We start from the raw sequence: 17,704 nt of genomic DNA on the forward strand, positions 1-17,704 counted from the left end.
TATGATGAAGACAGAGTTATCTTGAACCGTACACTACAACTGTTTTGCCATGTGCAGAAATAAGACCATCTGATTCTAACATTTTAAGAATTCGCCCTACTGTTTCACGAGAACAACCAACCATCTGACCAATTTCTTGACGAGTAATTTTTATTTGCATTCCATCAGGATGAGTCATTGCATCAGGTTGTTTTGTTAAACTCATTAATGTTTGAGCAATTCGTCCTGTTACATCTAAAAATGCAAGATTACTTGCTTGCATAGAAGTTTGACGTAAACGACGAGCCATTTGAGCAGAAAGATACATTAAAATATCTGGATTTAAATGAATAAGTTGTTTAAATTTTGCATAAGAAATTTCTGCTATTTCACAAGCACCTCTTGTTTTAACAGATGCTGTTCGTTTACATTTATCTTCTTCAAATAGACTGATTTCACCAACAAACTCGCCTTCACAAAGATTCGATAAAATCATCTCCTTACCTTCTTCATCTTTCACAAACACAGATACTGAACCGCTCACAATATAATACAATGTATCTGCCGCTTCACCTGCATGAATTAACGTTGTTTTTGAGGGATAGCGATGAATATGACAATAGGTTAAAAACCAATCTACAGTTGAAATATCTGAAGGTTTTACTGGTGCTGATTGTGGAACAACAAGTGAAATATCCTGCATAAATGATGCCTCTATTAATAATTAACTGTACGAAAGAAAAATAGGGAAATGTAGTCTAACACAAACTTTCCCTGTTATCCTAAAAAAGATTTTCGATCTTTAATATCAAAACTATTATGCAACTCAGACCAAACAATAACGGCTTGTTCTGATTGAAGTAAACAAAGTAACCGTGATTTTTTTTCTTCCATTGAAAGCTCAATTTCTCCATAATCCGTTCCCTCTCTCATAATAAAAGAGCTTAATAGGTTATCAAGAGTATCCTCTGAAAGACTTTGCCAAGGAATAATCATATTTACTCAAAAATTGGTTTTATTAATCGCCACTGTTTTTCAAAGTTTTGAAATTGATCGTAACGAAAATTCGATCGAACTAAACGTAGGAATTGCCCCTCACAAAAATTAATAAGAAATATAGAAAGTAATCTGATATCTGTATCAAAAGCACGCCCTTCCCGTAATTTTCTCATTTGTAAAATATTCGCAAATTGTAATTCTAAGCCATCAAAAAACTTAGCAACTCTCATTTTTAATATATCATCTTCAAACATTAACGCGTGACCAGTTAAAATACGAGTAACCCCTGGGTTTTTTCGTGCAAACTCTAAGATAGTATAAAGAATCGCCTTTATTCGAGAAAGAGTATTATCCTCTCTATGGCTAACCACTTTTATTTGACTAATTAATGCTGATTCAATGTTATCTAATAATGCTTCAAACATAGAAGTTTTACTCGGATAATAACGATATAGCGCCCCCTCAGAGACACCAACCGCTTCTGCAAGTCGTGCTGTTGTCACCCTTTGCATACCATCTTCTGAATTTAATAACGTGAGTAATACTTCTAATACCTGCTGTTGTCGCTCTTTAACTGACTTTTTAGGCATTTTAATTATTGGCTCTAACATTATATTTTCCTTATTGCTTTCCTGAATGTCCAAATCCACCCTCGCCACGCTCAGTTTGGTTAAACTCTTCTACAATATTAAAACTCGCTTGTACTACTGGTACAAAAACCAGTTGAGCAATACGATCACCAACCTCAATAGTAAATGGTTGCTTACTTCTATTCCACAGTGAAACCATCAAAGGCCCTTGATAATCAGAATCAACCAGTCCAACTAAATTACCTAATACAATTCCATTTTTATGTCCCAAGCCAGAACGAGGTAAAATCACTGCTGCTAAGTTAGGATCTTCTACATAAATAGAAATACCCGTTGGGATTAATACAGTTTGTCCAGCTTCGACAACCATTGATTCTTCAATTAAAGCTCTTAAATCTAGCCCTGCAGAACCTTCTGTTGCATAAGCTGGAAGTGGAAATTCTGTTCCAATGCGTTTATCTAAAATTTTCAAATCAATCTGTTTCATTATTTTTCCTTATATAAAGCCACTATTTCATCAACTAAATTTTCCGCTAATATTATTTTAGTTGCAAGCGGTAAGATTTTATCATTTTTTTGCGAAAATAAATGTAAACTATTTTTGTCACTGTTAAAAACTTGTCCATTTGACACATCATTAGCACAAATTAAATCTAAATTTTTAGTCACTAATTTATTTTTTGCATAGCTAGCAAGATCTTGTGTCTCTGCAGCAAAACCTACTACAAAAGGGCGATTTCGGCGAAGATGAGCCACATTCGCAACAATATCAGGATTTTTCACTAATTTTAGCGTAAGTTCATCTTGATTGTTAGTTTTCTTAATTTTTTGAGTAGCAACTTCGGCAACTCGATAATCAGCAACAGCCGCACAACCAATAAAAATATCACTCTGTGGTGCTAAATCAATGGCCACTTTCTCCATTTCAATAGCAGAAACCACATCTATTCGTTCGACCTGTGCAGGAGTATCCAAATTCACCACTCCAGTAATTAATTTAACTGTTGCACCTCGTTTGGCAAATGCCTCTGCAATCGCAAATCCCATTTTTCCTGAACTATGATTACTAATATAACGCACTGGATCGATAGCTTCTTGAGTTGGACCGGCTGTGATAGTAACTTTAAGATTCTGTAAATCTTGCTTACGAGTAAAATAATGATCAAGATATTGGTAGATTTCACTCGGTTCAGACATTCGCCCTTCACCCTCATCACCACAAGCTTGAACCCCTTTATTAGGGCCTATTGCATACACGCCTTGCTCTTTAACTAAATTTTGCAAATTTTGCTGTACAACTGACCGCTTATACATTTGTTGGTTCATTGCTGGAGCAATAAAAATAGGGGCTACTGTTGCTAAACATAATGTTGAGAGTAGATCATTTCCCATTCCAAGTCTCAAACGTGCAATAAAATCTGCTGTTGCAGGAGCAATCACCACAGCATCTGCCCATTTTGCTAACTCAATATGTCCCATTGCTAATTCTGCTTGAGGATCTAATAAAGACGTTGCTACTGCATTACCAGAAATAGCTTGTAACGTTAAAGGTGTAACAAACGCCTCTCCAGCCTTTGTTAATACCACTCTAACTTCTGCGCCTGATTTTTTGAGCAAGCGGATAAGCTCTATTGTTTTATAAGCTGCGATACCACCACTAATCCCTACTACAATCTTTTTTGATTTTAACATTATACCATTTCACTCGTTTAAAAAAGATGGCCTATTTTACGTAAATAAGTAATTACTCACAACTATATTTATCATTTTTTTATACTAAATATTTGTATATTGTAATATAGAATTTGTTATGTTACTTTGTCTCTTGACAAACTATAACTATTTGTCAAACAATTAATTTTTTAAAAATTTATATATTATGTACGCCATGATTTCATAAGGAGTTGTATCATGAATACTGATTTTTATATTAAGTGCCCTTTAGTTTTTCAAAATGGATTTAATTGGGAGGCTTGTAACGATAATGTATCTATACAAGACACTCTAATGATAAAAGAAATGCTAAAGCGAGATGGGTTATGTTTGTTCTCATTTGACTCTACTATAGAGCATATTCAAATTATCAATGGATTAGCAAATGATTTAGGTCTGAAAGAACCTTTCATTTCACCACAAAATAAAAAATTTCATCACTCTGCATTTAATCAAAATGTAAATTATATTGGATCATCATCTCATAGATCTAAACATTCTGTATTTGATAGAACAACAGGGCAAGGTCTTCACGTTGATGGTACTTTTGAACAAATTGGATCAGTAGGAACAACTATATTATGTTGTATCAATCCTGCAACTCAAGGAGGAGAATCCACTTTCTTTCACGCAACCAAAGCCTTTGAGCTTTTTTATAAAGAGAGCCCTAAATTAGCGACACTGTTTTTATTACCTGATGCCTTGCGACGTCATAATTATGGTGAAGAACAATCTCAAGGATCAATAGAAAATATTGGACCTGCATTTGCTTATATTAATGGAAAATTGGTGACTCGATTTACTGTTGATAGTAGTAGTGATTGGGAATACGGTTTTCAAAGAATTGAGGGTTTAAAAGAAGCTTTTTTGGCATTCCAACAATTTTATAGTATTGATAGTCCATATGTAAAAATGGTGAAACTCAAGCAACACCAAGGCGTTATTTTTTTAAATAACATAATATCACATGGTAGATTATCTTTTAAGAATGACCTCCACTCCCCTAGAGTCTATTGCAGAGGTTTATTCAAAGAGGCGGTTGTATGAATATCTTAACTAAAAGTTCACCTTTTATCTTATATTTACTTGTAACTCCTAGCCCATTAGGAATCGATCTACATTTACCTGCTTTAATCGATATTAAACAATACTTCAATATAGATAATAGCCTCGCACAATTGTCCATTCTTGTATTTGTATTTTCAATGGGTATTGGAGAACTGCTTTTTGGTTTTCTATCAGAATATTTTGGTAAACGAAAAATGGGATATTTAGGGTCGTGGTTGTTTATTTTAGGATCTATTGGAGTAATATTAATCAAAAATTACGATGTTGTATTACTCTGCCGAATTTTACAAGGTTTAGGTGCTTCTGCATTAAGTGTTATTGCCTACGCCACAGTAAATGAAAACTATCAAGAGGAGGAAGCAGCAATCATTTTTTCTACTCAAAGTGGCTTCCTAAATATTATCCCTGCAGTTGCTCCCGTAATAGGTGCAATGCTATTAACCATTTGGAGCTGGCAATTAATTTTTATCTTTTTTGTCATCTACGGAGTAATGATTCTATGGCAATTTCATACCCAATTTAATTACCAAGATAATCCTGTCAAAAGGAATTATATGGATATAATGAAAAAACTTATGTTTGATCGACAGTTTATTCTGTTTTCCTTAATTTGTGTTTATTGTCTAGGCTTTATTATGACCTATCTAAATATAGCTCCTATTTTAATGATGGATACATTTGGAACAACCATTTTTACCTTTTCAGTATGCTTTGGAGTAAATGCTGCCGTTATCTCCATTGTTTCTTTCTCATTGAAAAAAATCATTGATAAAGTTGGAGCAATGAAATGTGTATTAGCTGGTTTATTATTACTAAGCTTTGCCTCATTTGGATTATTTATAACTACGATAAATATTATTACATTTTGGGCTTTCATCATTTTAGGTAGTATTGGATTTGCTCTAGCACTAGGACCCTCTATTGCATTTGCATTAGCAAATCACCAAAATCATTCATCTATCGCATCAGGTGTTTTAGGTTTTTGTTATATGTCTTTTTCTCCTATTTTGGCTTTCTTTGTTTTAAGTCTTGGAGGAATAAACACCACAACCTTTGGCGGTTTTTTTACCCCTTTAGGTATAATATTGCTAGGTTTTGTTTTATATAAACAGCGAAAAACAGCACTTTAATACATAAAATAAGACAAAATCACCTTACAGTATTTTGTCTTATTCTTTATTTTGCGACAAAGATCGAAAAATAAAAAAACTACCTTTACACACCTTTCTAATCAACATTATGCTATTACTTCTTTAAATAAAAGGTAGCCATAATGACTGAATCTACAAAATTCCTAATGCCTCGAGAAAAATTACTTAAATTTGGAGTAGAATCCTTAACTGATATTGAATTAGTTGCTATTTTTTTACGTACTGGAATAAAAGGCTTACCTGTAACGCAATTATCTGAAGAGGTACTCAACACCTTTGGTTCATTACGAGCTTTATTAACTGCCAATGTAGATTCTTTTTGTGCAATTAAAGGACTCGGGAAAACTCAATTTATTCAGTTACAAGCAACAAAAGAAATGACAAAACGCTACCTTAATCAAAAAATTCAACTATCAGAAATTATCAATGAACCTCATCTAGCAGTAATGTATTTTCAATCAGAACTAGAAGATACAGAAAGAGAAATTTTTATGGTGATTTTTTTAGATAATCAACATCAACTCATTAAAACGCAAAAAATGTTTTATGGCACAATCAATCAAGCAACCGTACATCCAAGAGAAATCATCAAAGAAGCATTAAAGTGCAATGCGGCGGCTATTATTGTGGCACATAACCACCCATCAGGAAACTGTACTCCTAGTACATCCGATCACCATTTAACAAAACAAATTAAAATGGCGTGTAATTTAGTTGATATTCGCTTTGTTGACCATATTATTGTTGGAAAAGGGGATTATTTTTCCTTTGCAGAGGAAAAATCAATTTAAAATACTAACAACCCTTGAATGCAATAAATAAAAACAGTATAATCGCCAGTCTTTATAGTAACCCCGTGGATTGGGTTTATACCTGACGAGGTAGCTAAAAGCATTATTTACGCTTTTAATACCCGAACCACTTAACTTAAGCTTAAGTAAATTATTGGAGAATAACAATGTCTAGAGTCTGTCAAGTCACAGGCAAGCGTCCTGTAGTGGGGAATAACCGCTCACACGCAATGAATGCGACTCGCCGTCGTTTCTTACCTAATCTTCACTCTCACCGTTTTTGGGTTGAAAGTGAAAAACGTTTCGTAACTTTACGCTTAACAGCGAAAGGTATGCGTATTATTGATAAAAAAGGCATCGATGCAGTTTTAGCTGATATTCGTGCTCGTGGCGAAAAAATCTAAGGAGCTAAACAATGGCAGCTAAAGGTAATCGTGAAAAAATTAAATTAGTGTCTAGTGCTGAAACAGGTCACTTCTACACTACTGATAAAAACAAACGTAATATGCCGGGTAAAATGGAGATCAAAAAATATGATCCTGTTGTGCGTAAACACGTTATGTATAAAGAAGCAAAAATTAAATAATTTGTTTTATAGTTAAAATTTAGTTTCTTATAAAAGACCTAGTACAATGTATTAGGTCTTTTTTTATTTGCAGAATTCTTAATCAATCTAACCGCTTATAAATTTATACTAAATTAAAAATCAATTACACTATCTTATTTTTTAATTTAATTAACTATAATAAGCGGTTATTTTTTATCTTAAATTTACATCATTTTTCTTAAATCTTAAAAACTCCATCCAAGAACTAATAGTATTGTTACTTAGTATTGACATACTAAGTAACAATACTATTAGTTTAATAAATTTATAGGAGAAAGAAATGGGATTTTTTGATAGTGCTAGTTCTGTTCTTAAATCGGTTGCAAATTCAGCAGCAGAATATAATGCTGAAATGCAAGTGTTAAAAGAAAAAATGCAAAGTAAATCAAGTTCTGAGTTACGAGAAATTATTAAGGATGAAGGTTTTTTTGGTTCAACTAGAAAAGAAAAAACTATGGCATATTCTGTTTTAAAAGAGCGTGGCGAAATTTAATATTATTTGTGTAATGGAGATTAGCAATGTCTGGAATAATTAAGCTTCCACATAATGTGGTAAGCAAGTAAAAACAGCACAAGAATTAGAAAATAAATTTGGTTATAGAATGACAAGCACTAAGACGGTGACTAATCAGAGCGGGTGTAGAGCGTGCCGTTAAATTGTTTACATAATAAAAAATAAGGCAAATTTCTTTGCCTTATTGATTGGTTTAGATTACAAATTTAAAACGAAACCACCTGTTTCACAATATTCTCAGCAGTTAGCTCATATTCTTTTATTAAGAAATCAAGTGTGCCAACTTGTCCGTAGCAGTTTTTAATGCTGATACGACGCAGAGGGGTTGGGCAATGTTCTGATAGCTCTTCTGCGAAAGCACTGCCAAGTCCATTTTCAATACTGTGATTTTCGCAGGTTACGACTTTAACAGTTAATTGAGCGTATTTAATAATACATTCTTTATCAATCGGTTTGAGAGTGAACATATCAATAACGCTTACTTGAATACCTTGCTGTGTTAGTATTTCAGCCACTTTAAATGCTTCGGCAACCATAATACTGTTTGCATCTTTACTTTCTCGTAGCACTTTTGCTTTACCAATAGTAAAAGTTTCATCATCTTGGTAAATTTTAACTGCATTTTTACGAATGGTGCGAACCCAATAAAAACCACCTAAATCAACTAATTGATTGATAATGTTTTTCATCATTGTACCATCGGTAATTTCAAGAACATTTGCACTAGCAAGCCACGAATAGTCCCTATATCTTCAAAAGACATATGCGTTCCTCCATTACTTTACGCTTAACAGCGAAAGGAATGCGTATTATTGATAAAAAAGGCATCGATGTAGTTTTAGCTGATATTCGTGCTCGTGGCGAAAAAATCTAAGGAGCTAAACAATGGCAGCTAAAGGTAATCGTGAAAAAATTAAATTAGTGTCTAGTGCTGAAACAGGTCACTTCTACACTACAGATAAAAACAAACGTAATATGCCAGGTAAAATGGAGATCAAAAAATATGATCCTGTTGTGTGTAAACACGTTATGTATAAAGAAGCAAAAATTAAATAATTTGCTTTATATATCAAAATTTAAAACCCAGCCTCTGCTGGTTTTTTTGTAAATAATTCATAACATCTCACCGCTTATTTTGTTTGTTAATACCTGATTATACCTAAAAGAGTGTTATCTTAAACATAAAAAAATAAAGCCGCCTTTTTTAATAATAAAAAGGCGACTTATTATATAGACATCAAATAATGATTTAAGCCCAGTATTTATCGATCTCTGCACGGATAGCCAGTGCAGTTTCCTCACCTTTTTCACCTACTAATGCACGTCCTGCAATAAAGACTTTCGCATTAGTAATTTCTTTAAATAAGTGAATCTCTTGTGGCACGATACCGCCTGTAATTGACAGCTCTAAGCCAAGATCAGCAAGTTTTTGCATTTTTTCAATATCTTCTGCTGTCCAACCTTTTCCAGCTAGTTCAGCATCACGAGAGCGGTGATAAATTGCTTGTTTTACGCCTAAATCAACCCATTCTTGTGCATCTTCAAATGTCCAGTTGCCGTAGATTTCAATTTGAATTTCTTTTTTCACTTTTAAATCTGGATTTGCTGCGTTGAAATCATCAGCCACTTTTTTACACGCTGCTTTTGTTGCAGGGTGGGCTGCTGCTGATACGGTTAACCAGTCTGCACCTGATTCAAATGCCATTTTCGCTAATATTGCTCCACCATCGGTAGTTTTTAAGTCGCACACCAAAATGTGATCTGGGTGTAATGCACGTAAGGTTTTTACCGCTTTCATTCCTTCGGCACAAGCTAAAATTGTTCCGACTTCAATAATATCTACGGTTTTTTCCGCCACTTTTGCATCTGCTACTGCTTTTTCAAGACTTAATGAATCTAATGCAATTTGTAATAATGGTTTTGACATTTTATATTCCTTTTATTATTTGTTTAATGCTGCATCTATAACAGCGTAAATTTCTTCATTTGTTTGACACGCCAAGATTTTTGCTAAATCAACCCCTGTTTCACTTTCAGGATCCTCATCTTCTAGCACTTGGGTAATTTCCATAATGCCTTGCATATGTTCGTCAGATGAGCTACCTGACAAAGTAATCAGTACTTTTACACCTTCATCTTCACCATCAAAGAAAACGGGGTCAGTCAATGTGACTAATGCAAAAGCGGTTTTAATTACGCCTTCTTCTGGGCGAGCGTGAGGCATTGCTAGTCCCGGTGCTAAGATGATGTAAGGCCCCATTTCTTTTACTTTATTGATAATGTTGTCATAGTAACGAGGTTCAATCGCACCAGAATCAACTAACATATCGGTACCAATTTTAATTGCCTCTTCCCAGCTAGTGGCGGTTTGGTTTAATTTAATTGAGTTATTCTCAATCAGAGATTGTTTTAAATTCATTTTAAATACCTTTTTAATATTTTTTCAATTTTAAGAACAGAGCCCCTAGAAATTATTCTCTAGGGGCTGTTTTAACTATTTTAGATTCTCTCTAAAATTAATCGCAGTTGATGATTAACTTGCGTTGTGTTTATTGATTAATTCAACCAATTCATCACCAAATGAGTTCGGGTTAAGCATATTTTTAACACCTAATACAGATACTTTGTCGCCACCATCAATTTCATTCGCAAGATGCTGTGAAGAAACGACGATATCTACGTTTGCTAGTTTACCTTTATAATCGGTAACCGCACAAGAATCCATTTCATTTGGAATACCACGTTTATCAAGGTAGTTTTTGATTTTCATTTTCATCATCATTGATGAACCTTGACCAGAACCACATACTGCTAAGATACGAACAGCTTTTGCACTACTTTGAGAATTTGTAAAAACTTCCTCAGAAGTGACCGCTTCATCTTCTTCAATACCAAATCCATAATATTGATCTAATGTTTTACCTTGAGCTTGTGCTGCTGCTTCATCTGTACGTAATTGTTTTGATGCAAAGAACATATAAACTAATGCTGCGGCAACAATAACAAAGAAGAAGAATGGGATAGAGATGATACCTTGTAAGATTGGTGGCCAGAATAATGCCCAGTCAGCCATTCCCATCCAACCATTAAAGATTGTACCTTGATCAGCAAGCATTTGGATTACCCAAGCAGAACCTAAGATTTCGATCATACCCATTACAAAACAAACTTTCATAACAGCTTTCCAACCACCAAAGCGGTTTGCAAATACCCCGATTGTTGCGTTAGAGAAGAACATTGGGATAAAGCCTGGAATGATAAGAACACTTGCATCCATACCAAGAAGAATGCCAACAGCAACAAACTGACCGATAGCACCCCACATAAAGCCGAATACCATTGCATTTGGAGAGAATGCGTAAATTGCCGCACAGTCAATCGCTAATACTGCATTTGGAATTAAACGCTCAGAAATACCTTTGAAAGCTTCTGAAAGTTCTGCGACGAACATACGTACACCTGTTACGATAATTTGAATAGCGACCGCAAATTTAAGCCCTGTTTCAAGAATATAGATTGTCCAGTGTGTTTTACCCGCCATTACTTGTAAGTTATCTAAACCAAATGACAGTAAAATAATACCGAAGAATACGGTCATTACAATCGCTGTTGCTGATACGCTATCGTGGAAAATATGCAACCAGTTTGGTAATTTCATATGTTCAACACTGTCATCTTTATCACCTAATTTAGGTGCAACTTTAACCGCGATCCAAGATGCAATTTGTTGTTGGTGACCAATTGAGAACCCTGCTCCACCTGTAACAGCCTGTGTTGGTTGATACATAATATTAGAAGAGATACCCCAATAAAGTGCCATTAATACACTAGTATAAATGATGGTTTCCCACATTGTTGCACCAATAATCATATAAAATACCGCCACTAAACCTGCTTGCTGGAACATAATGTGTCCAGTAAGCATAATAGTACGAATACCAGTGAAACGTCTAAATGCAACTAAAAGAATATTTAATGCTAATGCTCCAAGTACTGCATAACCTACCCAAGCATAATTATCTGCCATTGTGGTAATGGTCGCTTGCATAGCAGTGTATGGGTCAACAATTGCCCCTGTTAAACCATGTACTTCATTAAGTTTTAAAATAATTGGTTTAAAGCCTTTAACAAGTGTGCCAGCACCTACTTGTACAAGCATAAAACCAGCTATAGTTTTAATAGTTCCTTTAAGAATTGTAGTGGTATCTTTTTTCAATAAAATATAACCAATACAAGCAACGATACCTAATAAGAGCGGTGCTTTAGATAGCACTTGATCTTTTAGGAAAATCAGGATTTCTGTAATAAACTCCATAAGTCATTTCCTTTTTGTGAGTAAAAAATAGTAGTTGAAACGATTAGCGATTTTCAACAATCACTATTATGATATAGAAAATCAAAATTTGCGTAATCATCACTATAATACGCCTTAATAGACGATTAAAAAAGATTAAATTTGATTATTTGTGAACAAGATCACATTTTATATTTAAATATTTTTGATAAAAAAAGATGGTTATTCAGAGAAAATCATAAATAAATCGCTTTTATTCCTTTGAAAAATGAAAAAAATATAAAATTTGACCTAAATCACAGTTTAGGAAAAAAAGATTGAATAAATCAAAATGATTATGTATGATTATTTTTGATTTCTTATTATCGTTTTTTATCAGGAGTAAATTAAAATGTCAAAAGTACAAGAAATAACAAGAGAAAGCTGGATTCTTTCAACTTTTCCAGAGTGGGGAACGTGGTTAAATGAAGAAATTGCCGCAGAGGTAGTGCCAGAAAAAAGTTTTGCGATGTGGTGGTTAGGTAACTGCTCAATTTGGATCAAAACACCCGCTGGGGCAAACGTATGTATGGATCTATGGTGTTTCCGTGGAAAAAATACTAAAAAAGTAAAAGATATGGTACGTGGACACCAAATGGCGAATATGTCAGGTGTGCGTAAATTACAACCAAACTTACGTACAAGTCCTGTTGTTATTGACCCATTTGCAATTGAAGAATTAGATTTCTTATTAGCCTCACACTACCATAGTGATCATATTGATATCAATGTTGCCGCAGCAGTTATCAATAACCCAAAATTAGATCACGTTAAATTTATTGGTCCAGAATACTGTACTGATATTTGGCAAAAATGGGGTGTACCAGCAGATCGTTGTATTACGGTTAAACCGGGCGATACAGTGAAAATCAAAGATATGGAAATTCTTGCATTAGACGGTTTTGATAGAACGTGTTTAGTCACACTTCCAGTTCAAGGTGCAGAGGAAAATGGTGGCGAATTACACGGTCTTTGCCCAAGTGATGAAGAAATGGGTAAAAAATGTGTAAACTACATTTTCAAAACACCGGGTGGTAACATTTATCACGGTGCAGATTCACACTACTCTGTTCAATTTGCTAAACACGGTAAAGAACACGATATTGATGTAGTATTAAATAACTATGGTGATAATCCAGTTGGAATTATGGATAAAATGACTTCTATTGACCTACTTCGTATGGCGGAAGCATTAAGAGCAAAAGTTATTATTCCAGTACACCACGATGTATGGTCAAACTTCCAAGCAAGTACAGATGAAATCTTAGCATTATATAGAATGCGTAAGGATCGTTTACAATATAAGTTCCATCCATTTATTTGGGAAGTAGGTGGTAAATATGTGTATCCTCGTGATAAAGATTTAATTGAGTACCACCACCCTCGTGGATTTGATGATTGTTTTGAACAAGAACCAAATGTACCATTTAAAAGCATTCTTTAATATACTTTACCACCCCTTAATTGGGGTGGTTTCTCCTTTTATTGTTCATTATAATTAGCATCATTTTTTCATCAGAGATATAAATATGAACGAAAATTATAGACAACAGCAGCTACTTAAATTAGTTAATGAACGAAAATATTTAGCCACGTCTGAAATCATTGATCTGCTTGATATTTCTCCTGCTACTGCTCGTCGAGATATTACAAAGTTAGATCAACAAGGCAAATTGAAAAAAGTGCGTAATGGCGCAGAATCTCTAAATACAACTTATTATTCAACTGGTTCACTGACTATCAAACAAAACATCAATAACCTTGCAGAAAAAAAACGTATTGCCATTGCCGCAAATAAATTATGCAAAGAAGATACGAGCGTGATTCTTACTTGCGGTTCAACAATGTTGATGTTAGGGGAAAGTTTATGTGGTAAAAATTTGCAAATTATTACTAATTACTTACCGCTAGCAAATACACTTATTAATAATGAGCACAATAATGTGGTTATTATGGGTGGGCAATATACAAAAAGTCAGGCAATTACACTGTCTTTAAACACAAGTTCAGATGATTATGCTGCAGATATTCTTTTTACCAGTGGTAAAGGGCTTTCACAAGAAGGCTTATATAAAAATGATATGTTGATTGCTAATTCTGAACAAAAAATGCTGGATAAAGTAGAAAAATTAGTTGTCCTACTAGATAGTACCAAACTGGGAAAACGTGTGGGAATGCTTTTTGCTGAATTAAAAAATATTGATATTTTAATTACAGGGAAAGAAGCCGATCCAACTATTATTAAAGAGTTAACAGCGCAAGGGTTACAAATTATTCTTGCTTAACCATAAAGATTTGACAGGATAAAAGAATGAGAAAACATAAATTAGGAATTTATGAGAAAGCCCTACCTAAAGATATTAGTTGGCAAGATAGATTGTCCATTGCTAAAACTTGTGGCTTTGATTTTGTAGAAATTTCTATTGATGAAACTGATGAGCGTTTAGCTCGTTTAGATTGGACAAAAGAGCAACGCTTAGAGCTTGTAAAAGCGATTATAACTACAGGTGTAACTATTCCATCAATGTGTTTATCTGGACATCGCCGCTTCCCATTTGGTAGCCGAGATGAAGCCACTCGCAAAGAAGCCTACACAATGATGGAAAAAGCGATTCAATTAGCCGTTGATTTAGGTATTCGTACTATTCAATTAGCAGGTTATGATGTCTATTACGAAGAGCAAGATGAAGGCACAATCCAGCGTTTCCAAGAAGGACTTGAATGGGCTGTTGAATTAGCAGCAAGTAATCAAGTCACTATTGCTGTTGAAATTATGGATACTAAATTTATGAGTTCAATTTCTCGTTGGAAAAAATGGGATGACATCATAAACTCTCCTTGGTTTACCGTTTATCCTGACATCGGCAACCTTTCAGCGTGGAATGATAATATAGAAGAAGAGTTAACTTTAGGTATCAATAAAATTTCAGCATTACATTTAAAAGATACTTACAAAGTAACAGAAACTTGCAAGGGACAGTTTAGAGATGTACCATTTGGTGACGGCTGTGTTGATTTTGCAAAATTCTTTAATATTCTCAATAAATTAAATTATCGTGGTGCTTTTTTAATTGAAATGTGGACAGAAAAGGCCGAAGAGCCAATCGCAGAGATTATCAAAGCTCGCCGTTGGATAGAACAAAAAATGAAAGAAGGGGGCTTCCAATGTTAGAAGCATTAAAAGAAAAAGTATTAAAAGCAAACCTTGAATTACCAAAACATAAATTAGTCACCTTCACGTGGGGAAATGTGAGCGAAATTGATCGTGAAAAAAATTTAGTGGTTATCAAACCGTCAGGTGTAGAATATGATGAAATGACCGCTGATGATATGGTCGTCGTCGATCTTTTCACAGGAGAAGTTGTAGAAGGAAAATTAAAACCTTCTTCAGATACACCAACCCACTTAGAACTTTACCGCCAATTCCCTAATATCGGTGGAATTGTACATACTCATTCTCGCCACGCGACTGCGTGGGCACAAGCAGGTGAGGATTTACTTGCATTAGGTACAACACACGGTGATTATTTTTACGGTACAATCCCTTGTACTCGTAAAATGACTCCTGCTGAAATTGCGGGGGAATATGAGTTAGAAACAGGAAAAGTGATCGTTGAAACTTTTGAAAAACGTAACATTCAAGCCGATCAAGTTCCTGCGGTAATCGTGCATTCACACGGACCATTTGTATGGGGTAAAGATGCTAATGATGCAGTGCATAATTCAGTGGTGCTAGAAGAATTAGCCTATATGAATTTCGTAACAAGCCAAATTCGTCCAAATATACAATCAATGCAACAAGAATTACTCGATAAACATTATCTACGTAAACACGGTGCAAATGCGTATTACGGGCAATAACTCTTCTTCCCAATAAAGAGTTAAGTAAAATTATTTATTGCAAATCTTATCATAAAAAAACACCTCAATACTAAATTTAGTGTTGAGGTGTTTTTATAACATTTTAAATTATAACAGTTTTTTCAACCCTTCAATGGTTGCTGTTACACTGCGAACTTCCACTGTTTTTGCATCTTCTTCGTTTGGAATTTCTTTTTGTGTACGGTTCACAATTACACCTGAAACCATTGCCGCTTTTAATCCCATTGCACTACACATTGTATAAAGCGTCGCTGATTCCATTTCAAAGTTCATTACATTCAGATCTTGCCATTGTTCAAGACGACCTTGATAATCTTTCCACACTTTACCTGTGTAAGTATCGTAACGCTCTTGACCTGGATAGAACGTATCTGATGATGCGGTAATACCAATATGAGTTGGATATTCACACTCTTTCGCAGCGTCATACATCACTTGAGTTAATCCAAAATCAGCTACAGCTGGGTAACACATTGGAGCAAAATGTAAACTTGCACCATCAAGACGAACTGCGCCTGTTGTCACTAATACGTCACCAATATTGATATGTGGCTGAATTGCGCCAGTTGTACCAATTCGGATAAAGTTGCGAATACCAAGCTGTGCCAATTCTTCAACACAAATTGAAACAGATGGACCACCAATCCCTGTTGAACAAACCACAACAGGCTTGCCATTTATATAACCAAGCCAAGAAGTGTATTCACGTGTTGACTGTAAAAATTTTGGGTTATCCATATGTTTTGCAATACGTTCGCTTCGTGCAGGATCTCCTGGAACAATAGCGTACTCCGCACCTTCTAACATTGCTCTAGTTAAGCCTAAATGGAAAACTTCAGACATTTTATTTCTCCTTATTTTTTGTATAATTATAAATTGGTTTTAAGATGGATTAATATTTCTTTTGATCGGATTTTGTAGTGACACAATCGTCTCTGTTGACTGAATTTCATCAAGAGACTGTATCTTAGTTGAAAGTAATGAATGAAGCTCTTCGATAGTATGGGTCATCACTTTCAAGAAAATGGAATAGTTCCCCGTTGTATAATAAGCTTCAATTACTTCATCAAACTGATGGAGTTTTTGAATAACCGTATTGCAATCTTTAGCACTTTTTAAAATAACACCTACAAAACAACAAACATCATAACCCAGTTTTTGTTCATCAATACGAATTTGAGTGCCTTTAATGACACCAGATTGACGCATTTTTTCAACTCGAACATGAATTGTTCCAGCACTCACATCAAACTTTTTAGCCATTTCTGCATAAGGCGTACGAGCATCTAAAGTGAGAGTACGTAAAATTTGTCGATCAAGTTTATCTATGGAAATAGGGTTGTGACTATTTTTCATTATTTAATCCTACGCTTATTATTTTATGAAAATATATTTATATATCTAATTTTTTTAAATATACTTCAATTATATCGCTAATATACTAATAATGAGAAGTGTTTACTTTAAATAATGTGAAGAAAATCACAAATTTTAATCAAGCAGCCAAAATATCTAAAAAAATGATACTACTTTCATAAAATTATTGCCTTAAAAGCAAAATATACTGATAATATTTTTACAAGCGGTACGATCTTCTTCAAAATTTGCAAATTTTAATGAAGATCGTACCGCTAGTTAAGAGCAATATATTACCGCAATAACAACATTGGCTTATCACTATGACGCGCCACTTTCACTGTACTAGAGTCTAGCCCCAATGAGGTTTTCTTCGTCTTTGCCAACATTATAATTAAATCGATGCTTTTATCGTGAGCAATTCGAGTAATTTCCTCATGAACAGTGCCGTGTGCCACAATATGTTGTACTTTTGATCCTTTAGGAAAATGTTCTTTTGTAAATTCGTGTAGCATTTTGTTTGCTTCCGAAATCACAGATTTATCAAACCCTTGTGGTAAAAAAGAAGCAACAAAGCTACCATCAAATGGCTCGATCACCATCGCAACTCGATAAACTGCATTAGGATTATGCCCTGTCAGCTCCTGTGCAACTTTTACCATTTCAGCTGCTTTTTGCTCATTATTTAAATCGATCACAATTAAGATTTTTTTATACATAT

The 17,704-nt window shown here is 34.4% G+C and carries 23 protein-coding genes and 1 pseudogene; 12 read left to right on the forward strand and 12 right to left on the reverse strand.

Features of this window, described 5'->3' with window-relative positions; all coding sequences use genetic code 11:
• Window positions 1-16: 16 nt before the first annotated feature.
• From crp to coaBC, 5 genes are all read right to left on the reverse strand, one after another.
• On the reverse strand, window positions 17-682 hold the full coding sequence (gene crp / locus A6B44_RS09850; RefSeq protein ID WP_090921429.1) for a cAMP-activated global transcriptional regulator CRP: 666 nt from the start codon (window positions 680-682) through the stop codon (window positions 17-19).
• A gap of 74 nt (window positions 683-756) precedes the next feature.
• On the reverse strand, window positions 757-975 hold the full coding sequence (locus A6B44_RS09855) for a YheU family protein (protein WP_090921428.1): 219 nt from the start codon (window positions 973-975) through the stop codon (window positions 757-759).
• A 2-nt stretch (window positions 976-977) separates the two neighbouring features.
• Window positions 978-1,589: a nucleoid occlusion factor SlmA gene (slmA, locus tag A6B44_RS09860; protein ID WP_090921427.1), complete on the reverse strand. Its 612-nt coding sequence runs from the start codon at window positions 1,587-1,589 to the stop codon at window positions 978-980.
• Window positions 1,590-1,599: 10 nt separating this feature from the next.
• The gene (gene dut / locus A6B44_RS09865) at window positions 1,600-2,055 is read right to left on the reverse strand and encodes a dUTP diphosphatase (protein WP_090921426.1); all 456 of its coding nucleotides are present in this window, start codon (window positions 2,053-2,055) and stop codon (window positions 1,600-1,602) included.
• Complete coding sequence (coaBC, locus tag A6B44_RS09870) at window positions 2,055-3,260, reverse strand: bifunctional phosphopantothenoylcysteine decarboxylase/phosphopantothenate--cysteine ligase CoaBC (protein ID WP_090921425.1); 1,206 nt, start codon at window positions 3,258-3,260, stop codon at window positions 2,055-2,057. Before coaBC ends, dut begins: the two co-directional genes overlap by 1 nt.
• A gap of 219 nt (window positions 3,261-3,479) precedes the next feature.
• On the opposite strand from coaBC, the gene A6B44_RS09875 reads away from it, so the two are divergent.
• The 6 genes from A6B44_RS09875 to A6B44_RS09900 all read left to right on the forward strand — a co-directional run bounded on the left by A6B44_RS09875 (window position 3,480) and on the right by A6B44_RS09900 (window position 7,391).
• Window positions 3,480-4,328: a TauD/TfdA family dioxygenase gene (locus A6B44_RS09875; protein WP_090921424.1), complete on the forward strand. Its 849-nt coding sequence runs from the start codon at window positions 3,480-3,482 to the stop codon at window positions 4,326-4,328.
• The gene (locus tag A6B44_RS09880) at window positions 4,325-5,479 is read left to right on the forward strand and encodes an MFS transporter (RefSeq protein ID WP_090921423.1); all 1,155 of its coding nucleotides are present in this window, start codon (window positions 4,325-4,327) and stop codon (window positions 5,477-5,479) included. The genes A6B44_RS09875 and A6B44_RS09880 overlap by 4 nt, the downstream gene beginning before the upstream one ends.
• Window positions 5,480-5,622: 143 nt before the next feature.
• Window positions 5,623-6,291 carry a RadC family protein gene (gene radC, locus A6B44_RS09885; RefSeq protein WP_090921421.1) on the forward strand — a complete coding sequence of 223 codons (669 nt, stop codon included), beginning with the start codon at window positions 5,623-5,625 and terminating at the stop codon, window positions 6,289-6,291.
• 167 nt (window positions 6,292-6,458) lie between these two features.
• Complete coding sequence (gene rpmB, locus A6B44_RS09890; protein WP_090921419.1) at window positions 6,459-6,695, forward strand: 50S ribosomal protein L28; 237 nt, start codon at window positions 6,459-6,461, stop codon at window positions 6,693-6,695.
• Between the two features lie 11 nt (window positions 6,696-6,706).
• A complete protein-coding gene (gene rpmG, locus A6B44_RS09895; protein ID WP_090921417.1) occupies window positions 6,707-6,877 on the forward strand; it encodes a 50S ribosomal protein L33 in 171 nt (56 codons plus the stop codon).
• A 301-nt stretch (window positions 6,878-7,178) separates the two neighbouring features.
• A complete protein-coding gene (locus tag A6B44_RS09900; protein WP_090921415.1) occupies window positions 7,179-7,391 on the forward strand; it encodes a hypothetical protein in 213 nt (70 codons plus the stop codon).
• Between the two features lie 227 nt (window positions 7,392-7,618).
• Here the strand turns inward: A6B44_RS09900 and A6B44_RS09905 are convergent, their stop codons facing one another.
• Window positions 7,619-8,101, reverse strand: coding sequence for a transketolase C-terminal domain-containing protein (locus tag A6B44_RS09905; RefSeq protein WP_246253111.1), 483 nt, complete (start codon window positions 8,099-8,101; stop codon window positions 7,619-7,621).
• A gap of 86 nt (window positions 8,102-8,187) precedes the next feature.
• On the opposite strand from A6B44_RS09905, the pseudogene rpmB (A6B44_RS09910) reads away from it, so the two are divergent.
• Both rpmB (A6B44_RS09910) and rpmG (A6B44_RS09915) read left to right on the forward strand, forming a co-directional pair.
• Window positions 8,188-8,286, forward strand: a pseudogene (gene rpmB / locus A6B44_RS09910) (50S ribosomal protein L28); the annotation flags it as partial.
• Between the two features lie 11 nt (window positions 8,287-8,297).
• Entirely contained in the window at window positions 8,298-8,468 is a 171-nt protein-coding gene (gene rpmG, locus A6B44_RS09915) for a 50S ribosomal protein L33 (protein ID WP_090921413.1), read from the forward strand.
• 193 nt (window positions 8,469-8,661) lie between these two features.
• On the opposite strand, the gene A6B44_RS09920 is transcribed toward rpmG (A6B44_RS09915), so the two are convergent.
• From A6B44_RS09920 to A6B44_RS09930, 3 genes are all read right to left on the reverse strand, one after another.
• A complete protein-coding gene (locus A6B44_RS09920; RefSeq protein ID WP_090921411.1) occupies window positions 8,662-9,339 on the reverse strand; it encodes a 3-keto-L-gulonate-6-phosphate decarboxylase UlaD in 678 nt (225 codons plus the stop codon).
• Between the two features lie 15 nt (window positions 9,340-9,354).
• Window positions 9,355-9,831: a PTS sugar transporter subunit IIA gene (locus tag A6B44_RS09925; RefSeq protein WP_090921409.1), complete on the reverse strand. Its 477-nt coding sequence runs from the start codon at window positions 9,829-9,831 to the stop codon at window positions 9,355-9,357.
• A gap of 114 nt (window positions 9,832-9,945) precedes the next feature.
• Window positions 9,946-11,727 carry a PTS ascorbate-specific subunit IIBC gene (locus A6B44_RS09930; RefSeq protein WP_090921407.1) on the reverse strand — a complete coding sequence of 594 codons (1,782 nt, stop codon included), beginning with the start codon at window positions 11,725-11,727 and terminating at the stop codon, window positions 9,946-9,948.
• A gap of 370 nt (window positions 11,728-12,097) precedes the next feature.
• On the opposite strand from A6B44_RS09930, the gene ulaG reads away from it, so the two are divergent.
• The 4 genes from ulaG (at window position 12,098) to araD (ending at window position 15,606) form a co-directional block, all read left to right on the forward strand.
• Window positions 12,098-13,189: an L-ascorbate 6-phosphate lactonase gene (gene ulaG, locus A6B44_RS09935; RefSeq protein WP_090921405.1), complete on the forward strand. Its 1,092-nt coding sequence runs from the start codon at window positions 12,098-12,100 to the stop codon at window positions 13,187-13,189.
• Window positions 13,190-13,274: 85 nt separating this feature from the next.
• The gene (gene ulaR / locus A6B44_RS09940; RefSeq protein WP_090921403.1) at window positions 13,275-14,030 is read left to right on the forward strand and encodes an HTH-type transcriptional regulator UlaR; all 756 of its coding nucleotides are present in this window, start codon (window positions 13,275-13,277) and stop codon (window positions 14,028-14,030) included.
• Window positions 14,031-14,056: 26 nt separating this feature from the next.
• The gene (locus A6B44_RS09945; RefSeq protein WP_090921400.1) at window positions 14,057-14,917 is read left to right on the forward strand and encodes an L-ribulose-5-phosphate 3-epimerase; all 861 of its coding nucleotides are present in this window, start codon (window positions 14,057-14,059) and stop codon (window positions 14,915-14,917) included.
• The gene (gene araD, locus A6B44_RS09950) at window positions 14,911-15,606 is read left to right on the forward strand and encodes an L-ribulose-5-phosphate 4-epimerase (protein ID WP_090921398.1); all 696 of its coding nucleotides are present in this window, start codon (window positions 14,911-14,913) and stop codon (window positions 15,604-15,606) included. The genes A6B44_RS09945 and araD overlap by 7 nt, the downstream gene beginning before the upstream one ends.
• Before the next feature lie 108 nt (window positions 15,607-15,714).
• On the opposite strand, the gene udp is transcribed toward araD, so the two are convergent.
• From udp to A6B44_RS09965, 3 genes are all read right to left on the reverse strand, one after another.
• A complete protein-coding gene (gene udp / locus A6B44_RS09955) occupies window positions 15,715-16,470 on the reverse strand; it encodes a uridine phosphorylase (RefSeq protein ID WP_090921396.1) in 756 nt (251 codons plus the stop codon).
• 39 nt (window positions 16,471-16,509) lie between these two features.
• On the reverse strand, window positions 16,510-16,983 hold the full coding sequence (gene asnC, locus A6B44_RS09960) for a transcriptional regulator AsnC (protein WP_090921394.1): 474 nt from the start codon (window positions 16,981-16,983) through the stop codon (window positions 16,510-16,512).
• A gap of 293 nt (window positions 16,984-17,276) precedes the next feature.
• Window positions 17,277-17,702 (reverse strand): universal stress protein, encoded by a 426-nt coding sequence (locus A6B44_RS09965; RefSeq protein WP_090921392.1) that lies wholly within the window; start codon window positions 17,700-17,702, stop codon window positions 17,277-17,279.
• Between the last annotated feature and the right edge of the window lie 2 nt (window positions 17,703-17,704).

Source organism: Pasteurella skyensis, from assembly GCF_013377295.1.
Taxonomy (GTDB): domain Bacteria; phylum Pseudomonadota; class Gammaproteobacteria; order Enterobacterales; family Pasteurellaceae; genus Phocoenobacter; species Phocoenobacter skyensis.